Raw genomic sequence first — 18,729 nt, forward strand, 5'->3', positions numbered from 1 at the left:
GGTGCCTGCGCTCTTCTACCACGTCACGCAATCGCCGGTGGAAGAGGTGGTGGCCAGCCTGCTGCCGCGCGCCCTTGCCCAGGGCTGGAAGGTCGAGCTGCGCGGCACCGATGCCGAGCGGATGGACTGGCTCGACCAGCGGCTCTGGCTCGAGGGCGACGAGAGCTTCCTGCCGCACGGGATGGCGGGCGGGCCGCATGACGCGCTGCAGCCGGTGCTGCTGACGGTGAGCCCCGCCCCGGCGGGGCGCGACGCGATCATGACGATCGACGGCGCCGAGGTCGATCCGGCCGAGGTCGGCGCAACGCAGCGGGTCTGGATCCTGTTCGACGGGCGCGACGAGCGGGCCGTGGGGCGGGCGCGCGCGCAATGGAAGGCGCTCACCGCCGCCGGCGCGACCGCGCAATACTGGAGCGAGGAATCGGGCCGCTGGGAGAAGAAGGCCGAGCGCTAGCTAGCCCATGCCGCTGTCGCCCGCGCGGCCCGCGGCGCGGCGGCGGTCGTCCCAGGCGCTCGCCACCGCCGCCAGCGCCCAGCTCAGCACGTAAAGACAGCCCATGCCGATCACGATCCGCCCGTCGACCGGACCGATCGCGGCGCGCTCGTAAAGCTCGCGCGCCGAGGTCAGCGGCCCGGGGTGGACCATCAGCTTGCCGGCATAGGCCGCGCTCTGGATCAGCAGGATCCAGATGTAATTGCGCCGGATCCGCCGCCCAACCGCCACCCGCATCGGCACGTGATAGCGCGGAAAGCGGTAATCCTCGGCCAGCACCTTCTGCCAGCCGGTCTCCAGATGCTGCTCGCCATCGGTCAGCAGCGGCGCGAAGAAATGCCGCTCCATCCAGCGACAGCGCGCCCGCCAGACGTTGAAATAACGATAGCGCCGCGCCTCGAGCATCAGGAAGAAGACGATCAGGATGCCCACGAGGATCAGCGGCAGCGGCGAGGCGGCGGGCGAGGCGAAGGAGATCGACAGCGCAATGCCGAGCGTCACCACCGACCAGTTCGTCGTGGTGTCGAGCCGTGTGCGCCAGATCGTCGAGCGATAGACCTCGCCGCGGTAGAGATGCGCCACCGCCCCGAGCTCGCCGGTATCGAACCTGGTGCGCCGATCCTCCTCGTCTCGCGCCATCTGCCTCACTCCCCGGGGCCAGACTGGCACGCTGCCCCCGCGTCAGGCAAGGGGTTTGCCGCGTGCCGCCCACCTTTCCAAGGCGGCGCTTTCGCGCTACACCCCGCCGGCAAAGGAGCGCCCGGATGACCGAGAAATTCAGCTTCACCCTCCACGCCACCGACGGCAAGGCCCGCACCGGGGTGATCCATACCCCGCGCGGCGAGATCCGCACCCCGGCCTTCATGCCGGTCGGCACCGCGGGCACGGTGAAGGCAATGATGCCCGAAAGCGTCGCCGCGACCGGCGCCGACATCCTTCTGGGCAACACCTATCACCTGATGCTGCGACCGACGGCCGAACGCATCGACCGGCTGGGCGGGCTGCACAAGTTCATGAACTGGCCGAAGCCGATCCTGACCGACTCGGGCGGGTTCCAGGTGATGAGCCTCTCGGGCCTGCGCAAGCTGACCGAAGAGGGCGTGACCTTCGCCAGCCATGTCGACGGCTCGAAGCATTTCCTCAGCCCCGAACGCTCGATGGAGATCCAGCGGCTTCTGGGCTCGGACATCGTGATGGCCTTCGACGAATGCCCGGCGCTGCCCGCCGACGAGACCCGCGTGGCCGAGAGCATGCGGCTGAGCATGCGCTGGGCGCAGCGGTCGCGCGACGCCTTCGGCGACCGGCCGGGGCACGCGCTCTTCGGCATCATGCAAGGCGGCGTGACGCCTGAACTTCGCGCCGAAAGTGCCGAGAAACTCACGGAAATCGGCTTTGACGGCTATGCCGTCGGCGGCCTTGCCGTGGGCGAGGGGCAAGAGGCGATGTTCGGCGTTCTCGATTATGCGCCGGGCTTCCTGCCCGAGGACCGGCCGCGCTATCTGATGGGCGTGGGCAAGCCCGACGACATCGTCGGCGCTGTCGAGCGCGGCATCGACATGATGGATTGCGTGCTGCCCTCGCGCTCGGGGCGCACCGGTCAGGCCTGGACCCGGCGCGGTCAGGTCAACATCAAGAACGCCCGGCACATGGACGACCCGCGCCCGCTTGACGAGCACTGCACCTGCCCGGCCTGCCGCAATTATTCCCGCGCCTATCTGCACCATGTCTTCCGCGCGGGCGAGATGATCTCGGGCATGCTGCTGACCTGGCACAACCTGCACTACTATCAGGAGCTGATGCAGGGGCTGCGCGACGCGATCGCGGCGGGGCGGCTGTCCGCCTTCGTGACCGAGTTCCACGCCCTGCGCGCCGAGGGCGACATCGAGCCGCTCTGAGTCAGTGCGCGGCCACCAGCAGCACCGCGGCGTAATGCACCGCCGCGGCCGCGAGCACATGGCCATGCCAGATCGCGCGCGAGAACGGGATGCGGTCGAGCTGATAGAAAATCGTGCCAAGCGTGTAGATCAGGCCGCCCGCGCCCAGAAGGATCAGGACGGCAAGCGGCAGCGCCTGCAACAGCGGCCAGATCGCGACGATGCCCAGCCAGCCCATGGCGAGGTAGAGCACGAATCCCGCCCGCTCGAAGCGGTGGAAGAAGCCGAGCTTCATCACCATGCCCAGGGCCGCCAGCGCCCAGATCGCCGCGGTGAGCCACAGCCCGGCCCGCCCGCCAAGGCCGATGAGCGCCATCGGCGTGTAGGTGCCGGCGATCAGCAGATAGATCGCGGCATGGTCGAAGCGGCGCAGCACGGCGCGGGTCTTCGCATGCAGCGTCATGTTGTAGCCCGCCGAGAAGCCGAACGAGGCGAGCAGCCCCACCGCATAGACGACAAGCGGCCAGATCCGCCCGGGCTCGGCGGTCAGCGCCGCCCAGACGATCAGCGCGCTCACCCCGGCAACGGCGGCGATCACGCCAAGAACATGCATCACGCCATCGGCGAAATGCTCGGCAAAGGAATGGGCAAGGGTATGGCGGGTCATGGTCGTCTCCGGGGGATGGCGCATCCTATCAGGACGAAGCCTGCCACACCAATCACGACGCTGCGTGACATCGCGCCGATCGGCAAGGCGCCGCGCATCGCGGCCCCGGCTTTCTCCTTGCCGAAAATACCTCGGGGGTGAATTCGGCGCAGCCGAAGAGGGGGCAGCGCCCCCTGACCCCGCCAGGGCTCAGCCCGCCACCACCAGATCGGCGGCCCGGTTTTCCTGCCGCAGGAGTCGCCCGTTCGGCAGGTCGTTCTCCTCGACGCGGCGGCGCGCCTCGGCCTCGGGCAGGGCCTGCCAGCGCAGAAGCAGCCGGCGCCGCAGCTCGGCCTCGGGCACCGAGAGCCGGATCGTCAGATCGAAGAGCGGATAAAGCGCGCGCCAGTCCGGGCGGGTCAGCAGCAGGTAATTGCCCTCGACGATCACGAAACGCACGGATGCCGGCACGGTCCCGGCGGCAGGCACCACCGCATCCGCCGCGCGGTCGAACTCCGGCACGGCGACCGCGTCGCCCGTCTTCAGCGCGGCAAGGCTCGCCGCCAGCGCCGCGACGTCGAAGGTTTCGGGTGCGCCCTTGCGGGGCAGGAGCCCGCGCGCGGCAAGCACCTCGTTCGGCAGGTGAAAGCCGTCCATCGCCACCACGGCGGCCGATCCCGGCGTGCGCGCATTCAGCTCGGCCGCGATCTCGGCCGCAAGCCGCGACTTGCCGGCCCCGGGGGCGCCGGCGATCGCGATCAGATTGCGCGCACCGTCCAGCTGGCGGATATGGCCGGCCAGATCGGCGCGGTCGGCGCGCAGCTCGCTTGCCATGAAGGCCCCGACATCGCCCATCGGCCCGTCGGAATCGCCCAGCCAGAACTCGCCCGCTTCGCTCTCGCGCATGGGTCAGCCCATCGCCGCGACAAGCCGGGCCAGCGCCGCAACCGGATCGTCGCTGCTCCAGATCTCCTCGCCGATGCCGAAGAAATCGGTCACCGGGGCCAGATCGCGCACCAGCTCCTCGGTCATCGCACCCTCGGCCACCACCGGCACCTCGATCATCTCGCTCCACCAGGCGAAGAGGTCGCGTTCGGCCCGCGTGCCGTGGCCGAGCCCGGTCTCGCCGACGGGGCCGAAGACGACGTAATCGGCGCCGGCTTCGCCCGCGCCCATGCCGTCATGTTTCGACGCACCGCAGAAGGCGCCGACGATCGCATCGGGGCCAAGCGCCTTGCGCGCGGCGCGGACCGAGCGCGCGCCGTCGCTCAGATGGACGCCGTCAAGGCCCTGCCGCTCGACGAGCTGGAGGTGATCCTCGATCACCAGCGCCACGTCATGCTCATGCGCCACAAGCCGCACGGCGTCGGCCGCGCGCATCACCGCATCCTCGTCGCGGCTGGCGAGTGCGAGGCGGATGCAGGCCACCTCCTGGGCGGCCAGCACCCGCGACAGCGTCTGCGGGAAGATGTCGAGATCGAAGCTCGGCGGGGTGAGCAGGTAGATCTGCGGGCGGTCCTCGGCCATGACGCCTCCTGGAAAACGTGTTTCGCGCCTTCTAGCGCAGCGCAGGGGCCGAGGCCAGAGGGCTTGCGGCGCGGGGCCTGCGGGGCTAGGACGGCGCGCGAAAAGGCCCCCCGAAAGGACCCCCGATGACCGATCCCGACGATAGCCTGATCCGCAACCCAGTTTTCGTGCTGGTGCGCCCGCAGATGGGCGAGAACATCGGCGCGGCGGCGCGCGCGATGCTGAACTTCTCCTTCGCGTCGCTGCGGATGGTCGCGCCGCGCGACGGCTGGCCGAACCCGAAGGCGGTGGCCACCGCCTCGGGCGCGGCGACGAAGGTGCTCGACCATGCCGGCGTCTTCGACGACACCGGGGCGGCGATCGCGGATTGCGATTTCGTCTTCGCCACCACCGCGCGCGGGCGCGAGCTGACGAAGCCGATCTACACCCCCGAGGCGGCGATGGCCGAGGCGCGGGCGCGGATGGCGGCGGGGCAGAAGATCGCGGTGCTCTTCGGGCCCGAGCGCACCGGGCTTGAAAACGACGACATCGCGCGGGCGAGCGCGATCATCACCGTGCCGGTGAACCCGGTCTTCTTCTCGCTCAACCTCGCGCAGGCGGTGCTGCTGATGGCCTATGAGCTGTCACGGCAGGAAAGTTCGGCCGCGCCGGTCGCGCCGGGGCTTGCCGGCACCGAGGTGGCAAGCGCCCTCGATGTCGAGAAGCTGGGCGATCACTATGAAGAGGTGCTCGAGCAGGCGGGGTTCTTCTTCCCGGCCGACAAGGGCCCGATGATGAAGCGCAACCTGCGCAACATGTGGTCGCGCTTCGGGCTGACGCGGGCCGATGTGCAGACCCTGCACGGCATGCTGCGGCAGATCATCCGCCGCCGCGACTGAGGCTTGCGGGCCGGCGCGCGCCCGGCCATCCTGCCCCGATGTGGCGGGCGATGCGCATTTCCCTTCTGGCCCTCGCGCTTGGCGCGGGGCTCGGCCTTGCGGCGCTGCTGGCCTTCCTGCCGGCATTGCGCGGGGCGGCCTGTCCGCGCTGCTTCGGGCTTGACCCCGCGGGCGCCGGGCTCTGGGTCGAGGCCTCGATGCCGGCCCATGCCCGTGTGGCGCTTGCGGCCGAGGTCCGCGCCGCCCGCGCCCGCATTGCTGCCTTCTATGGCCCGCCGCGCGCGCATCTGCGCCTGATCGCCTGCGAAAGCGCCGCCTGCGATCGCCGGCTTGGCGGGCGCGGCGCGGCGGCAGTGACCTATTCGCTCGGGCCCGTCTCGGTGGTGCGGCTCGCCCCGCGCGGGCTGTCGGCCACGGTTCTCACCCACGAGCTTGCCCATGCCGAGACCCACGCCCAGCTTGGTCTTCGGGGGCAGCTTGGCGGGCGGTTGCCGACCTGGTTCGACGAGGGGCTGTCGGTGGTGATCTCGGATGATCCGCGCTACCTCGGTCCGGGGCAGAGCGCCGCGCGCTGCCGCCGCGCGCCGCGCGCCGATCTGCCCGAGACTCCCTTCGACTGGGCGCCGCTTGCCGCGCGCGACCCCGGGCTTTACGCCGAGGCGGGCTGCGCGGTGCTGCGCTGGCTCGCGGCAGAGGGCGGGGCCGCCGGGCTGCGCGATCTCTTCTCCGGCGCGATCGATCCGCGCGCCGGTCGCGGCCCGGCCCGCTGATCCCGGGTGGGTCCGTCCTCGGCCGGTGCGGCAGTCTGTCCGGGGCAAGCTTGATCTGGCTCAACGACGTTCTCACGAAATCGTGATCCTGTCGGGTCATGTCGCAGCTTAAGGAGGAGAAGATGCGGACATCTCAGCTGTGCCGGAAGTCGCTTCCGGCCTTGGTCGTGCTTGCCCTGACCGCCGGATGCAATCTTGTCGGCAATACCGCGGATCGCGTCGTCGAATATGGCACCGGGCAGGAATATACGGCGGACGATTACAAGACCATCGGCAAGCAGATTGCCAATGACACCGCCTTCAACATCGTTCCGGGCGGTGAGGTCTTCCAGTTCGCGGCGGACATGCCGGATATCACCCGGTCCTATCTGATGGAGACCTTCCGCGCCCGGCGCGATGCGGCCGATGGCCGGGCGATCTATGCCCATGGGCTTGAAGCCAATGCCCTCGATGCCGAGTCGAACTATTACGACAACTACATCCGCTGCCTGTCCGGCGACCGGGCCAGCTGTGATCGTGTTCCGGCGTTGCGGACCTCGGTGCGGCAGGCGCGCAATGCGGCCGCCGCCAGCGCGCGCGGCGATCACGACGGCGGTCACTCGCACTGAGGGGGAGCCGAGCATGCGACGCCGTGATTTCACCCTTGGAATGGCGGCGTCGCTGCCGGTCCTTGCGGGATGCGCCCCGGCGCTTGTGCCGGAGCGGTCGGGGTCCGGGATGCAGGCCAGCCTGTTCATCCCCGGCTATCATCCCGAGAAAGTGCGCCCGGTCGGCGAGCCGCCCGACAGCCGGCGCCGGGCCAAGGAGGGGCCCGAAACCATGCTGACCCGGATCTCGCCTCGCGGCGAGGTCCGGCAGGCGGTGTTCCCGGTCATCGCCCATGACGTGGCGATCTCGCCCGACGGGCGCGCAGGCTTTTTCGGGCGGATGAATCTGGGCGGCGGAGAGGGGGCGGCGCATCACGTCACCTTCGATCCGCAAACGCTCGAGATGATCGCGGTCGGCCGCTCGCTCGGGCCCGGATGGCGCGGTGGCGGGCATGGCCTGTTCCTGCCGGACGGGACCGTGCTTTGCGCCGAGCGCGCCCCCGAGAGGCCCTATGCCGGACGGCCGTCGGATCACTACGGCCGGCTGTCGCGGCGCGACCCGATGACGCTGCGGGTTCTCGACACCCTCCCGACGCATGGCATCGACCCGCACGAGCTGCGCCTGTCCGACGACGGGCGGTCGGTGATCGTGGCCAATTACGGCTCGGTGCCGAGGCGGCGCGGCGGGCTCTGGCAGGTCGTCGAGCCGGCGGTGACGGTCGTCGATCTGGACAGCGGCCGGCTGCTGCGCCGTCTTGCCGTGCCCGATCCCCACGCCGAGGTGCGTCACCTGGCGCTGGGCCGCGAGGGCAGGATCTTTGCGATCCGCGCACGGCAGGGGCTGCCGGGGGACAATGCGATTTGGCTGCAGGCGATCGGCGACGTGGCCGATGCCCTTCCGGTCGATCCGAACCCCACGGCCTCCTATCTGCCGATGGCGCCTGTCCTGCTCGACCGGGCGGGCGGGCCGGTGCGGGTTCTCGCCCGGGGCGAGCCGGAGGCGCATCTGCTCGAGGGGCTGTCGGTCGAATATGATCCGCTGCACAACGAATTCCTGGCGATCTTTCCGAGCTCGCATCGGCTGATGGTGTTTTCGGGCGATGACGGGGCGCTCGTGCACTCGATCGACATGCGCAGCCGGGGGATGGTGCGGCCGAGCGGGCTGGCGCTTCTGCCCGACAGCGACCGCTATGTCATCGCCGGATACTGGCAGGGGCTGATCGTGGCCGAGCGCGGTTCACACCGGGTCGTGCACCGGCTGACCGGATCCGCGCCCGTCGTCGGCGGGCACAGCCACATGACCGCCGCCTGAGCACCGCCCCGCGTCCTTCGGGAAGGGCACGGGGCAGTCGCGCGAAGCTTTGCCGCAGCCTCACGGGGCTTGACGTTTTCGTGAGCGCAGGTGAGATGCGCGTCATGAGAACAGCGCAGCGCATCGGGGCAGCTTTCCACGGCATCTTCGCCGTGGTTCTGGCGTTGCTTCTGAGCCTGCAGGTCGGCGCGGCCTATCTGCCGGCCGCGGCCGCGCCCGATCTTGGCGCCAACGAGGTGATGCTCGAGCTGTGCGACGGCACCGGGCTGAGCCGGATCGTCATCGATCTCGCCACCGGCAAGACCCGCAATGCGGCCGCGGGCGGCGAGCAGTCCGGCCCGAAATGCCCGTTCTGCGTGCTTGGCCTTGCCGCGCCCCCGGGCTTTGCGCCCGAGCTGGCCTTCCACGCCCGCGTGCACCGCGAGGCCTTGCCGCTGCCGGTGCTGCGGCTGCCGGCAGGTGCGCGGCGCGACCACAGCCGGGCGATCCGTGCCCCACCCGTCCTGACCTGAAACGCCGCCCCGGTCCGTCCGGGCAAGACGATGCCGCGGCCCCGCCGTGGCTTCCCGCTCCGTTTCCACAAGGTCTGAGATCTCATGAACATCTTCTTTCCGGCACGCCTTGGCGTGACCGCACTGCTGCTTGGCAGCCTCGCCCCCGCCGCCCTGGCCCCGGCCGCCCTGGCCGAAGAGGCGAAATCCGAGGCGCCGCTCGCGCTCGACACCATCGTCGTCGCGCCGAAGACGCTCGAGCAGGACGGCACCACGATCACCGTTCCTCCGCGCGCGCTCTCGGTGCCGCCGGCGCTGGATGGGGGCGCGCTGCTGTCCTCGATCCCGGGCATCTCCGGCTCGCGCATGGGCGGGCATGGCATCGACATCATCCTGCGCGGCATGTCGAAGAACCAGCTCAACGTGATCGACGCGGGCTCGTTCACCTATGGCGGCTGCCCGAACCGGATGGACCCGCCGTCCTCGATCGCGGCCTTCTACCGCGCCGACCGGATCGTCGTGGAAAAGGGCTATTCCAGCGTGACGAATGGTCCGGGCGCGCCGGCCGGCACGGTCCGGCTTGAACGTGATGCGCCGAGCTTCGAGGCGGGCAAGCGGGTCAGCGGCGATCTGACCCTGGGCGGCACCTCGAACGGGGCAGGGCGCGAGGTCGCGGGGCGGCTGTCCTTCGATCTGGGCCGCGGCCTCTATCTTGAGACCTCGGGCGAATACAAGACCGCCGACGATTACAAGGACGGCTCGGGCCATGACGTGCGCTCGGCCTATACGCAGAAAAGCGCGGGTGTCACGCTTGGCTACAAGCAGGGCGGGCTCGACCTTGCGCTCGACATCGAGAAGGACCGCGCCGAGGACGTCGAATTCGCCGGCGCCGGCATGGACAGCCCGCTGTCCGAGACCGAGACCCTGCGCCTGCGCGGCGGTGTCGATCTTGATCTCGGGCCGCTGAAGCGGATCGAGGGCACGCTCTATCGCTCGAATGTCGATCACACGATGGACAACTATTCGCTGCGGGTGCCCACCGGCATGGCGATGGTGTCGCCCACCACCTCGGACACCCATGGCGGCAAGGTCGAGGGCAAGTTCGAGTTCGGCCGCACCAGGGCGACCGTCGGCATCGACACGCAGTCGAACGCCCGCACCGCCTGGGGCTACATGGCGATGACGCCGGCGATGATCGACTTCGACGCGCCGTCCTCGCTGACCTGGCCCGACGTGACGATCGCGCAGACCGGGCTTTACGCCCAGACCGAGACGGCGCTGAGCTCGCGCGACATGCTGAAGATGGGGCTGCGCTTCGACCATGTGCGCGCCGATGCGGCGAAGGCCGATGTCGCGGTGCGTGGCGTGACGCCGAACGACTATTATTCGGCGGTCTACGGCACGACCTATGACAGCGCGCGGACCGAGGACAACCTCGGCGGGCTGATCCGCTTCGAGCATGCATTTGACGCCGACACCAAGGCCTTCGTCGGGCTCTCGCGCACGGTGCGCACCGCGGATGCGAACGAGCGCGCGATGGCGCGCGGCTCAATGGGCACGCCGACCTGGGTCGGCAATCCCGACATCGCGCCGGAGAAGCACAACCAGCTCGACGTCGGCTTCCAGACGGCGCGGCAGAACTGGTCGCTGAACGCCTCGGCCTTCTATGACCGGGTCGACGACTTCATCTTGCAGGACTCGGTGACGATCTCGATGATGGGCAGCACCAGCACCCGCACCGAATATCGCAACATCGGCGCGACGCTGTCGGGGGCCGAGGTCTCGGGCGGCTACTCGATGGGCAAGCTGACCTTTGCGGGCGATGCCACGTATACCCGCGGGCAGAACACCAGCGACGATGCGCCGCTGGCGCAGATCCCGCCGCTCGAGGGCAGCCTCAGCGCGGTGTGGGACGAGGCGCTGTGGAATGCGGGCGCGCGGGTGAACTGGGCCACGCGGCAGGACCGGATCAACGCCGAGATCGACCCGGGCGAGACCGCGGGCTGGGCGACGCTTGACCTCTTCGGCAGCTATGCGGTGAAGGAGAATGTCCGGCTGATCGGCGGCATCAACAACGTCTTCGACAAGACCTATGCCCAGCACCTGAGCCGCCGCAACGTCTTCGACACCACGGTGACGCGGGTGAACGAGCCGGGGCGGACGGTCTATGTCTCGATGCAGATGACGTTCTGACATCAGCGCGGCGTCCCGGGCCGGGGCGCCGCCACCGGGCCCCTCAGGGGGTCGGGCCGCCCTCGGGGCAGGCGGGCTGGCGGCGCAGCGAGGCGATGTGGTGGTGCAGGAGCTTCGCGCCGAGCGTGTCGAGCGGGAAGGCCCGGTCCGAACGCAGCCACTCGTTCAGCAGCCCGTTGAACATCACCATCAGCGACACCGCCACCTCGTCGGGGGTCAGCTCGTCGGTCAGCTGGCCGGCCTCGCCCGCGCGCGCCAGAAGGCGCTGGAACACCCGCCACAGCTCGGCATTGGCCTGTGCCAGCCAGGCCGCCGTTTCTTCGGACATGGCCGCGTTCGACATGATCCGGTGCATCCGCTGCTGGCACCTGTCGGCGGCAAAGACCGACAGGAACCGGGTGCCGGAGCATTCGAGGAAGGCGAGCGGGTCGGTCAGGTCGGCCTGTTCCGACGCTTCCCGGATCAGCGCGAGCTGCGGTGCGGTGGTGCGCTCGTAAAGCGCGCTCAAGACCGCGGTCTTGTCCTTGAAATGCCAGTAGAACGCGCCACGTGTGACGCCTGCGGCCCGGGCGATCTGTTCAAGCGTGGTGCGCGCGATCCCGTGCTCGGCGAAAAGCACCTCGGCCGCCTCGAGGATCTTCAGCCGGGTCTGTTCGGCATCGGCCTTGCTTCGTCTCACTCCGCGCATCCTCCCGTGATGCAGATCGCCTCCTCCCCTCCGTCAGGCGGGCCCTCGGCGCGCCGATTCCGATCTTCGGAAGACGCGCCGCTGCAGCGGTAGGCACTCTGTTCCTCTCGTGTCACAGCGGACACGTCAAGATCGCCTTATGCCGCAATTCGTTGTTTACATCCATGCGTGAATGTATGTAGCTCTGCCGCAGTCGAGCGAACAGGGGGCAGGCGGTCGCAGCGCGGCGGCCATGCCCGTCAGCGGGAATGTGAAATGGCTATGAATCTGTCTGAACCTTCGGGGCGCGCGCCGTCGCGCCGGTCTTTCCTTTGGGGTGCGGCCTCGCTCCTTGCCCTCGCGGGCTGCGCCGATGTCGCCTACCAGCCGCCCGAGGCGGCGGTGGCGGATCGCTTCGACGGCGCGGCGCCGGCGCGCACCGGCGAGACGCGCGACTGGTGGCTCGCCTTCCGCGATGACGAGCTGAACCGGCTGATCGCCGCGGGGCAGGCGCGCAACCTCTCGGTGCAGCAGGCCCTTGCCGCGATCGAGGAGGCCCGTGCCGCGGCCGATGCCACCGGCGCCGCCGATCTGCCGCAGGTTTCGGGCTCGGCCGCCGCGACGCGCGGCGACACCCAGGGCACCGGCACGCGTACCACCACCTCGGCGGGGCTGGGCGTCAGCTGGCTGCTCGACATCTTCGGGGCGAACCGCAACAGCCGCAAGGCGGCCGCGGCGCGGCTCGACGCGGCCTATCTCTCGGCCGATGTCGCGCGGCTGATGATGGAAAGCGCCATCGCCCAGGCCTATGTCGCGCTGCGCTATCATCAGGAAAGCATCGCGCTCACGAAGCGCTCGATCGAGAGCCGCAAGCGCAGCCTCGATCTGACCAAGGCCCAGGTCGAGGCGGGCGATGCCTCGCGGCTCGACCAGATCCAGGCCGAGCAGCTGGTGGCCGAGGGCGAGGCGCAGCTGCCCGCCTTCGAGACCGGCTTCGACCAGGCCCTGGCCCAGCTTGCGACGCTGACCGCCGAGCGCAGCGCCACGCTGCGGCCGCGGCTGCAGCGCGGCGCGGCGCAGCCGAAACCGCGCTTCAAGGCCAGCGTCGGCGTGCCGGCACAGGTGATCGCGGCGCGTCCCGACGTGCGCATGGCCGAGCGCGCCTACGCCGCCGCGGCCTTCGATGTGGGCGTGGCGAAGGCGGCCTTCTATCCCTCGGTCTCGCTCTCGGGCTCGATCACGCCGACCGACATCCGCCACGCCGGCTCGATCAGCTATTGGGCCGTCGGCCCGCAGATCGACCTGCCGATCTTCACCGGCGGCGCGAACCGGGCCAACCTGAAGGGCGCCGAGGCGCGCGCGGTGCAGGCCAAGCTTGCCTGGGAAGCCGCGGTGCTGGCCGCGATCGAGGAGATCGAGAGCGGGCTTGCCGCCTACAACCGTGACGGCCGGGCGATTGCCGCGCAAAGCCGGCTGGTCAGCACCAGCGCCGAGGCGGTCGATCTGTCGCGCACCAACTTCAGCTATGGCGAAGGCAGCTTCATGTCCGTGCTGGACGCCGAGCGCAGCTATCTGTCGGCGCAGGAAGGTCTTGCCGCGGCCGAGCGCCAGCGCGCCTCCGACTTCATCACCCTCAGCGTCGCTGCCGCCGGCGGCACGCGCTGAGCCTGTTCTTCCCCTCCCAGGTCCAAGGTTCCGTCATGTCATCCTCCTTCCCCCTGAGGGTTCTGCCGCTCGTCGCGCTGACCCTCGCCACCCCGCTTTTCGCCCAGCAGGCACAGGGCCCCTCGCGGGTCACCGTCGTCACGGCGCACACCGCCGATTTCCCGCTGACCGCACGCCTGCCCGGACGGATCAAGGCTTCGACCGTCGCCGAGGTGCGCCCGCAGGTCTCGGGCATCATCCGCGAGCGGCTGTTCGACGAGGGCGCCTCGGTCGAGAAGGACGCGCCGCTCTACAAGATCGAGGATGAGAGCTATCAGGCGGCGGTTGCCGCGGCGAAGGCTGCGGTCGCGCAGGCGCAGGCGAACCGCGATCTCGCCGTGACCGAGGAAAAGCGCGCCATCGAGCTTTTCGGCAACAACGCCGGCTCGGCGCAGAAGCGCGATTCCGCCGTGGCCTCGCGGCAGGCCGCCGATGCGGCGCTGCAACTTGCCCAGGCGCAGCTGATGAGCGCCGAGATCGACCTTGACCGCACCACCATCCGCGCCCCGATCGCCGGCGTCATCGGCCTGTCGCAGACGACGACCGGCGCGCTGGTCGCGGCGCAGCAGGCGACGCCCCTTGCCACCATCCGCGCGCTCGACACCGTCTATGTCGACGTCACCCAGTCGGCGACCGACATCCTGCGTCTGACCTCGACCGCCGAGGGCCGCGAGATGCGCGCGACCGGCGCGGCGAAGCTGATCCTCGCCGATGGCTCGATCTATCACGAGACCGGGCATCTTGCCGCGGCCGAGCCGAATGTCGAGCCGACCACCGGCATGATCACCCTGCGCATGACCTTCCAGAACCCCGACCACCTCTTGCTTCCGGGCATGTATGTCGAGGTCGACCTGCCGCAGGCGATGGCGCGCGGCGCCGTCTCGCTGCCGCAGAACACGGTGATGCGCGACCGCACCGGCAATGCCTTCGTCTGGGTCGTCGACAACGGTGCCGTGGCGCAGCGCCCGGTGCATATCGCGACCTCCTCGGGCTCGGACTGGATCGTCACCGACGGCGTGCGCGACGGCGACCAGGTGATCACCTCGGGCTTCCAGAAGACCGCGGTCGGTGCCCCGGTCGAGATCGTGCCGGCCGAGGGCGCCGCTTCCGGCGCCGCGGCGCCGGGCGAGGGCAACTGAGATGGCGCGTTTCTTCATCGACCGCCCGATCTTCGCCTGGGTGATCGCGATCGTCATCATGGGGCTCGGGGCGCTCTCGATCCTCAACCTGCCGGTCTCGCAATATCCCTCGATCGCCTCGCCCTCGGTGGTGATCTCGGCGACCTATCCCGGCGCCTCGGCCGAGACCGTGGCCGACACCGTCGTGCAGGTGATCGAGAAGCAGATGACCGGCCTCGACGGGCTGCGCTACATCAACTCCGAGACCACCTCGACCGGTCGCGCGACGATCACCCTGACCTTCAAGCTCGGCACCAACCCCGACATCGCGCAGGTGCAGGTGCAGAACAAGCTCAGCCAGGCCGAGGCCTCGCTGCCGGAATCCGTGACGCGGCAGGGGGTGACGGTTAAGAAGTCGAGCACCGGCTTCCTGATGGTCGTCTCGCTGATCTCGCCAGACAAGTCGCGCAACCAGGTCGAGCTGAGCGACTACATGAACTCCTCGATGGTCGAGAGCTTCTCGCGCCTCCCGGGGGTGGGCTCGGTGCAGGTCTTCGGGTCGGAATATGCGATGCGGATCTGGCTCGATCCGCAGAAGCTCAAGACCTATGACATGGCGCCGGCGACGGTGATCGCCGCCGTGCAGGGGCAGAACGCGCAGATCTCGGCCGGCGCCTTCGGGGCGCAGCCCGCGCCCGAGGGGCAGCTCCTGAACGCCACGATCACCGCGCAGTCGCTGCTGAAGACGCCGCAGGATTTCGAACGCATCGTGCTGCGCGCCGATACCGACGGCGGCATGGTGCTGCTGCGTGACGTCGCCCGTGTCGAGCTCGGTGCCGAGAACTACGAGGTCTCGGCCTATTACGACGGGGCGCCCTCGGCGGGCATGGCGATCCAGCTGGCCTCGGGCGCGAATGCGCTCGACACGGCGACGCTGGTGAAGGCGCGGCTGGACGAGATCGCGCCCTATTTCCCCGCCGGCATGAGCTATGTCATCCCCTATGACACCACGCCCTTCGTCACGATCTCGATCGAGGCGGTGGTGCATACGCTGCTCGAGGCGATCGCGCTCGTCTTCCTGGTGATGCTGCTCTTCCTGCACAACTTCCGGGCGACGCTGATCCCGACGATGGCGGTGCCGGTGGTGCTCCTGGGCACCTTCGGGGTAATGGCGGCCTTCGGCTTCTCGATCAACACGCTGACCATGCTGGCCATGGTGCTGGCGATCGGGCTGCTCGTCGATGACGCGATCGTCGTGGTCGAGAACGTCGAGCGGATCATGGCCGAGGAACACCTCTCGCCGAAGGAGGCGACGAAGAAGTCGATGGGCGAGATCACCGGCGCGCTCGTCGGCATCGCCATGGTGCTCTCGGCGGTGTTCGTGCCGATGGCCTTCTTCGGCGGCTCGACCGGCGAGATCTACAAGCAGTTCTCGATCACCATCGTCTCGGCGATGACGCTCTCCGTGATCGTGGCGATCGTCTTCACTCCGGCGCTGTGCGCCACCATGCTGAAACCGCACGGCGGGACGAAGCCGGGCTTTGCCTCGTGGTTCTCGAAGGGCTTCGAGCATCGCTTCACCCGGATCACCGGCGGTTATGGCGGGATCGTCAAATGGGTGGTGGCGAACCCGGTGAAGGGCGTCGTGGTCTATGCGGCGCTCGTCGCGGCCATGGGCGCGCTCTATGTCCGCACGCCGACCTCCTTCCTGCCGAACGAGGACCAGGGCGTCCTGATGACGATCATCCAGACCCCCTCGGGCACCACGGCCGAACAGACGAAGAAGGTGGTGCAGAAGGTCGAGCAATATTACCTGACCGCCGAGAAGGACAATGTCGCCTCGGTGTTCTCGGTGGTGGGCTTCTCCTTCGCCGGCCAGGGCCAGAACATGGCGATGATGTTCGTCAAGCTGAAGGACTGGGAAGAGCGTCAGGGCGTCGCGAACGGCGCCGAGGCGATCGCGGGCCGCGCCTTCGGGCCGCTGATGGGCGGCATCAACGAGGCGGTGGTGATCCCGATCGTGCCGCCGCCGGTGCTGGAGCTTGGCAACTCGAACGGCTTCACCGCCTTCCTGCAGGCCCGCACCGGGCAAAGCCACGACGAGCTTCTGGCCGCGCGCAACATGCTGCTCGGGCTTGCCTCGCAAAGCGACAAGCTGATGGCGGTGCGCCCGAACGGGGTCGAGGATGCGGCGCAGTTCAAGCTCAACATCGACTGGCCGAAGGCCGGGGCGGTGGGGCTGACGGCGGCCGAGGTCGGCTCGTTCCTGAACACGGTCTGGTCCTCGACCTATGTCAACGACTTCCTCTATGACGGCCGGGTGAAGCGCGTCTACGTGCAGGGCGAGCCCTGGGCGCGGGCGACGCCCTCCGACTTCGACCTGTGGCGGGTGCCGAATGCGAATGGCGATTTCGTCTCGCTCTCGACCTTCGCCACGCAGGAATGGGTCTATGGTCCGCAGCAGGTGGTGCGCTATGATGCGCTGCCGGCGATGGAGATCCAGGGCTCGCCGAAGCCCGGTGTCTCCTCGGGCGAGGCGCTGGCCGAGATGGAGCGTCTGGCCAGCCAGCTGCCGCCGGGCTTCTCGCTGCAGTGGTCGGGCCTGTCGCTCGAGGAGAAGGAGGCCGGCAACGGCGCGATGATGCTCTATGCGCTGTCGCTTGCCGCGGTGTTCCTGTGCCTTGCCGCGCTCTACGAGAGCTGGGTGATCCCGATCGCGGTGATCCTGGCGATGCCGGTCGGCATCCTCGGCACCCTGATCGGGGCCGTGCTTGGCGGGCAGTCGAACGGCGTCTACTTCCAGGTGGGTCTGCTGACCGTGGTCGGTCTGACCGGCAAGAACGGCATCATGATCGTCGAGTTCGCCCGCGACCGGATGCGGCACATGGGCGAAAGCGCGCGCGATGCGGTGATCGCGGCGGCGCGGCTGCGCTTCCGCCCGATCCTGATGACCTCGATGGCCTTCTCGCTCGGTGTGGTGCCGCTTATCCTGTCGACCGGCGCCGGGGCCGGCGCGCGCGAGGCAATCGGCTATGCCACCTTCTTCGGCACGCTCACCGGGACGGCGCTGGCGATCTTCTTCGTGCCGCTGTTTTTCGTGCTGACCGATCTCGTCTTCGGTCGCCGCAAGCGGGCGAAGGCACAGGCCGCCGCCTGATCGCTTTGCCGCGGGCCGTCCGCAAGGGCGGCCCGTTCGCGTTTCGGACCCGCAGGCCGCGCCCGGTGGCAGATCGCCGCCGGGCGCGTTTCGCTTGGCGCAGGGCAGGGCTGCCGGGCACGGTTCGCCATGGACCGGGATGCCGCGCCGCGGTAAACATACGCGACATTTCGGCGCAGCCGCGCGCTGCGCGCAGCACCGCCCTCGGGGCGCCGCGAACGGGGATGACGATGAACGGATTGCGCACTCCTCTGCGGCTGCCCGCGGGCATGGACCCGGTGACCGCGGGTGTTCTGATCGGCTTTGCCGCCTTCGCGATCTATGCCGTCTCGGACGCCTGCGTGAAGCTGATCGAGGGGCAGCTGCCGCCCTACGAATCGGCCTTCTTCGGCGCGGTCTTCGCGCTTCTGGTGCTGCCCGTTCTGCGCGCGCCCGGCGAGCCGTGGCGGGCGATCTTCGCCACCCGCCGGCGCGGGCAATGGTGGCTGCGCTTCTTCGCCTATCCGGTCGGCGTGATGGGCTCGGTCACCGCCTTCACCGAGCTGTCGATGGCCGAGGCCTTCGTGCTGATCTTCCTGATGCCTGCCTTCGTCACGGTGATGTCGGTCGTGTTCATCGGCGAGCGGGTCGGGCCGCGGCGCTGGGGGGCGGTGGTGATCGGCTTCCTCGGCGTGCTGATCGTGCTGCGCCCGGGCTTTCGCGAGCTTGGCATCGGCCATCTCGGCGCCACGCTCGCCGGGCTGTGCGGGGCGATCTCTGTCGTCTCGTTCCGCATCGTCGGCGGCGGCGAGTCGCGGCTGTCGCTGTTCGGCTCGGGCACGCTTGGCGGCGTGACGCTGTGCTTCATCGCGATGCTGCCCGCCTTCCGCTGGCCCGATGCGACGCAATGGGCGCTGCTGGCGGGCTATGGCCTGCTCGCCGCGATCGCCAACATGATGATGATGGCCGCGACCAGGCTTGCGCCGGCCGCAGCCGTCAGCCCGACGCAATACAGCCAGATGCTCTGGGCGATCGTGCTGGGCTATCTGATCTTCGGCGACGGGGTCGATCTGCCGATGCTGGCGGGCATGGTGATGATCGTCGGCTCGGGGCTTCTGACCCTTGCGCGCGAACGTCAGCGCGGGGTGAGCCTGCCGCCGCCGGTCTCGGCCTCGGGCGCGCAGGCGGCCGCGGCGATTGCCGCCGAAACCCGGGGCGAGCCGTCGCAGGACGCCTGAGCCCGCACCCTATCTTGCGGAGGAATTTCGCGAAATGCGCGGCACCGGCGTCGGAAACGGGGCCCGGGCGCGTATCATCTCTTGGCACGTAACGA

At 69.4% G+C, this 18,729-nt stretch carries 17 protein-coding genes; 12 read left to right on the forward strand and 5 right to left on the reverse strand.

The window, feature by feature from the left end; genetic code table 11:
- Window position 1 precedes the first annotated feature (1 nt).
- Window positions 2-454 carry a DNA polymerase III subunit chi gene (locus AC0QTQ_RS08695; protein WP_121531054.1) on the forward strand — a complete coding sequence of 151 codons (453 nt, stop codon included), beginning with the start codon at window positions 2-4 and terminating at the stop codon, window positions 452-454.
- On the opposite strand, the gene AC0QTQ_RS08700 is transcribed toward AC0QTQ_RS08695, so the two are convergent.
- Entirely contained in the window at window positions 455-1,132 is a 678-nt protein-coding gene (locus AC0QTQ_RS08700; protein WP_480259114.1) for a DUF2270 domain-containing protein, read from the reverse strand.
- Window positions 1,133-1,257: 125 nt separating this feature from the next.
- Here AC0QTQ_RS08700 and tgt point away from each other — a divergent pair, with 125 nt between their 5' ends.
- Window positions 1,258-2,388, forward strand: a complete 1,131-nt coding sequence (gene tgt, locus AC0QTQ_RS08705; protein ID WP_121531050.1) for a tRNA guanosine(34) transglycosylase Tgt — start codon at window positions 1,258-1,260, stop codon at window positions 2,386-2,388.
- A 1-nt stretch (window position 2,389) separates the two neighbouring features.
- Here tgt and trhA read toward each other — a convergent pair whose 3' ends face one another.
- The 3 genes from trhA to AC0QTQ_RS08720 form a co-directional block, all read right to left on the reverse strand.
- A complete protein-coding gene (gene trhA / locus AC0QTQ_RS08710; RefSeq protein ID WP_121531048.1) occupies window positions 2,390-3,034 on the reverse strand; it encodes a PAQR family membrane homeostasis protein TrhA in 645 nt (214 codons plus the stop codon).
- A gap of 189 nt (window positions 3,035-3,223) precedes the next feature.
- On the reverse strand, window positions 3,224-3,919 hold the full coding sequence (locus tag AC0QTQ_RS08715; protein WP_245965183.1) for a nucleoside/nucleotide kinase family protein: 696 nt from the start codon (window positions 3,917-3,919) through the stop codon (window positions 3,224-3,226).
- 3 nt (window positions 3,920-3,922) lie between these two features.
- On the reverse strand, window positions 3,923-4,540 hold the full coding sequence (locus AC0QTQ_RS08720; protein WP_480259115.1) for a thiamine phosphate synthase: 618 nt from the start codon (window positions 4,538-4,540) through the stop codon (window positions 3,923-3,925).
- A gap of 125 nt (window positions 4,541-4,665) precedes the next feature.
- Between AC0QTQ_RS08720 and AC0QTQ_RS08725 the strand changes: the two genes are divergently transcribed.
- The 6 genes from AC0QTQ_RS08725 to AC0QTQ_RS08750 all read left to right on the forward strand — a co-directional run bounded on the left by AC0QTQ_RS08725 (window position 4,666) and on the right by AC0QTQ_RS08750 (window position 10,771).
- Entirely contained in the window at window positions 4,666-5,418 is a 753-nt protein-coding gene (locus AC0QTQ_RS08725; RefSeq protein WP_480259116.1) for an RNA methyltransferase, read from the forward strand.
- Between the two features lie 50 nt (window positions 5,419-5,468).
- Entirely contained in the window at window positions 5,469-6,188 is a 720-nt protein-coding gene (locus AC0QTQ_RS08730) for a hypothetical protein (RefSeq protein ID WP_480259117.1), read from the forward strand.
- 122 nt (window positions 6,189-6,310) lie between these two features.
- Window positions 6,311-6,796, forward strand: coding sequence for a hypothetical protein (locus tag AC0QTQ_RS08735; protein WP_480259118.1), 486 nt, complete (start codon window positions 6,311-6,313; stop codon window positions 6,794-6,796).
- Between the two features lie 13 nt (window positions 6,797-6,809).
- Window positions 6,810-8,087, forward strand: a complete 1,278-nt coding sequence (locus tag AC0QTQ_RS08740; protein ID WP_480259119.1) for a DUF1513 domain-containing protein — start codon at window positions 6,810-6,812, stop codon at window positions 8,085-8,087.
- A gap of 104 nt (window positions 8,088-8,191) precedes the next feature.
- Window positions 8,192-8,599 (forward strand): DUF2946 family protein, encoded by a 408-nt coding sequence (locus AC0QTQ_RS08745; RefSeq protein ID WP_480259120.1) that lies wholly within the window; start codon window positions 8,192-8,194, stop codon window positions 8,597-8,599.
- Between the two features lie 84 nt (window positions 8,600-8,683).
- The gene (locus tag AC0QTQ_RS08750; protein WP_480259121.1) at window positions 8,684-10,771 is read left to right on the forward strand and encodes a TonB-dependent receptor domain-containing protein; all 2,088 of its coding nucleotides are present in this window, start codon (window positions 8,684-8,686) and stop codon (window positions 10,769-10,771) included.
- Window positions 10,772-10,814: 43 nt separating this feature from the next.
- On the opposite strand, the gene AC0QTQ_RS08755 is transcribed toward AC0QTQ_RS08750, so the two are convergent.
- Entirely contained in the window at window positions 10,815-11,450 is a 636-nt protein-coding gene (locus AC0QTQ_RS08755) for a TetR family transcriptional regulator (protein WP_480259122.1), read from the reverse strand.
- 264 nt (window positions 11,451-11,714) lie between these two features.
- On the opposite strand from AC0QTQ_RS08755, the gene AC0QTQ_RS08760 reads away from it, so the two are divergent.
- From AC0QTQ_RS08760 to AC0QTQ_RS08775, 4 genes are all read left to right on the forward strand, one after another.
- Window positions 11,715-13,103, forward strand: coding sequence for an efflux transporter outer membrane subunit (locus tag AC0QTQ_RS08760; protein ID WP_245965182.1), 1,389 nt, complete (start codon window positions 11,715-11,717; stop codon window positions 13,101-13,103).
- A gap of 35 nt (window positions 13,104-13,138) precedes the next feature.
- Complete coding sequence (locus AC0QTQ_RS08765) at window positions 13,139-14,281, forward strand: efflux RND transporter periplasmic adaptor subunit (protein WP_480259123.1); 1,143 nt, start codon at window positions 13,139-13,141, stop codon at window positions 14,279-14,281.
- A 1-nt stretch (window position 14,282) separates the two neighbouring features.
- Entirely contained in the window at window positions 14,283-17,417 is a 3,135-nt protein-coding gene (locus AC0QTQ_RS08770) for an efflux RND transporter permease subunit (protein ID WP_480259124.1), read from the forward strand.
- Window positions 17,418-17,647: 230 nt separating this feature from the next.
- The gene (locus tag AC0QTQ_RS08775) at window positions 17,648-18,634 is read left to right on the forward strand and encodes a DMT family transporter (protein ID WP_480259125.1); all 987 of its coding nucleotides are present in this window, start codon (window positions 17,648-17,650) and stop codon (window positions 18,632-18,634) included.
- Window positions 18,635-18,729 lie beyond the last annotated feature (95 nt).

The organism is Paenirhodobacter sp. YD-8, from assembly GCF_056590935.1.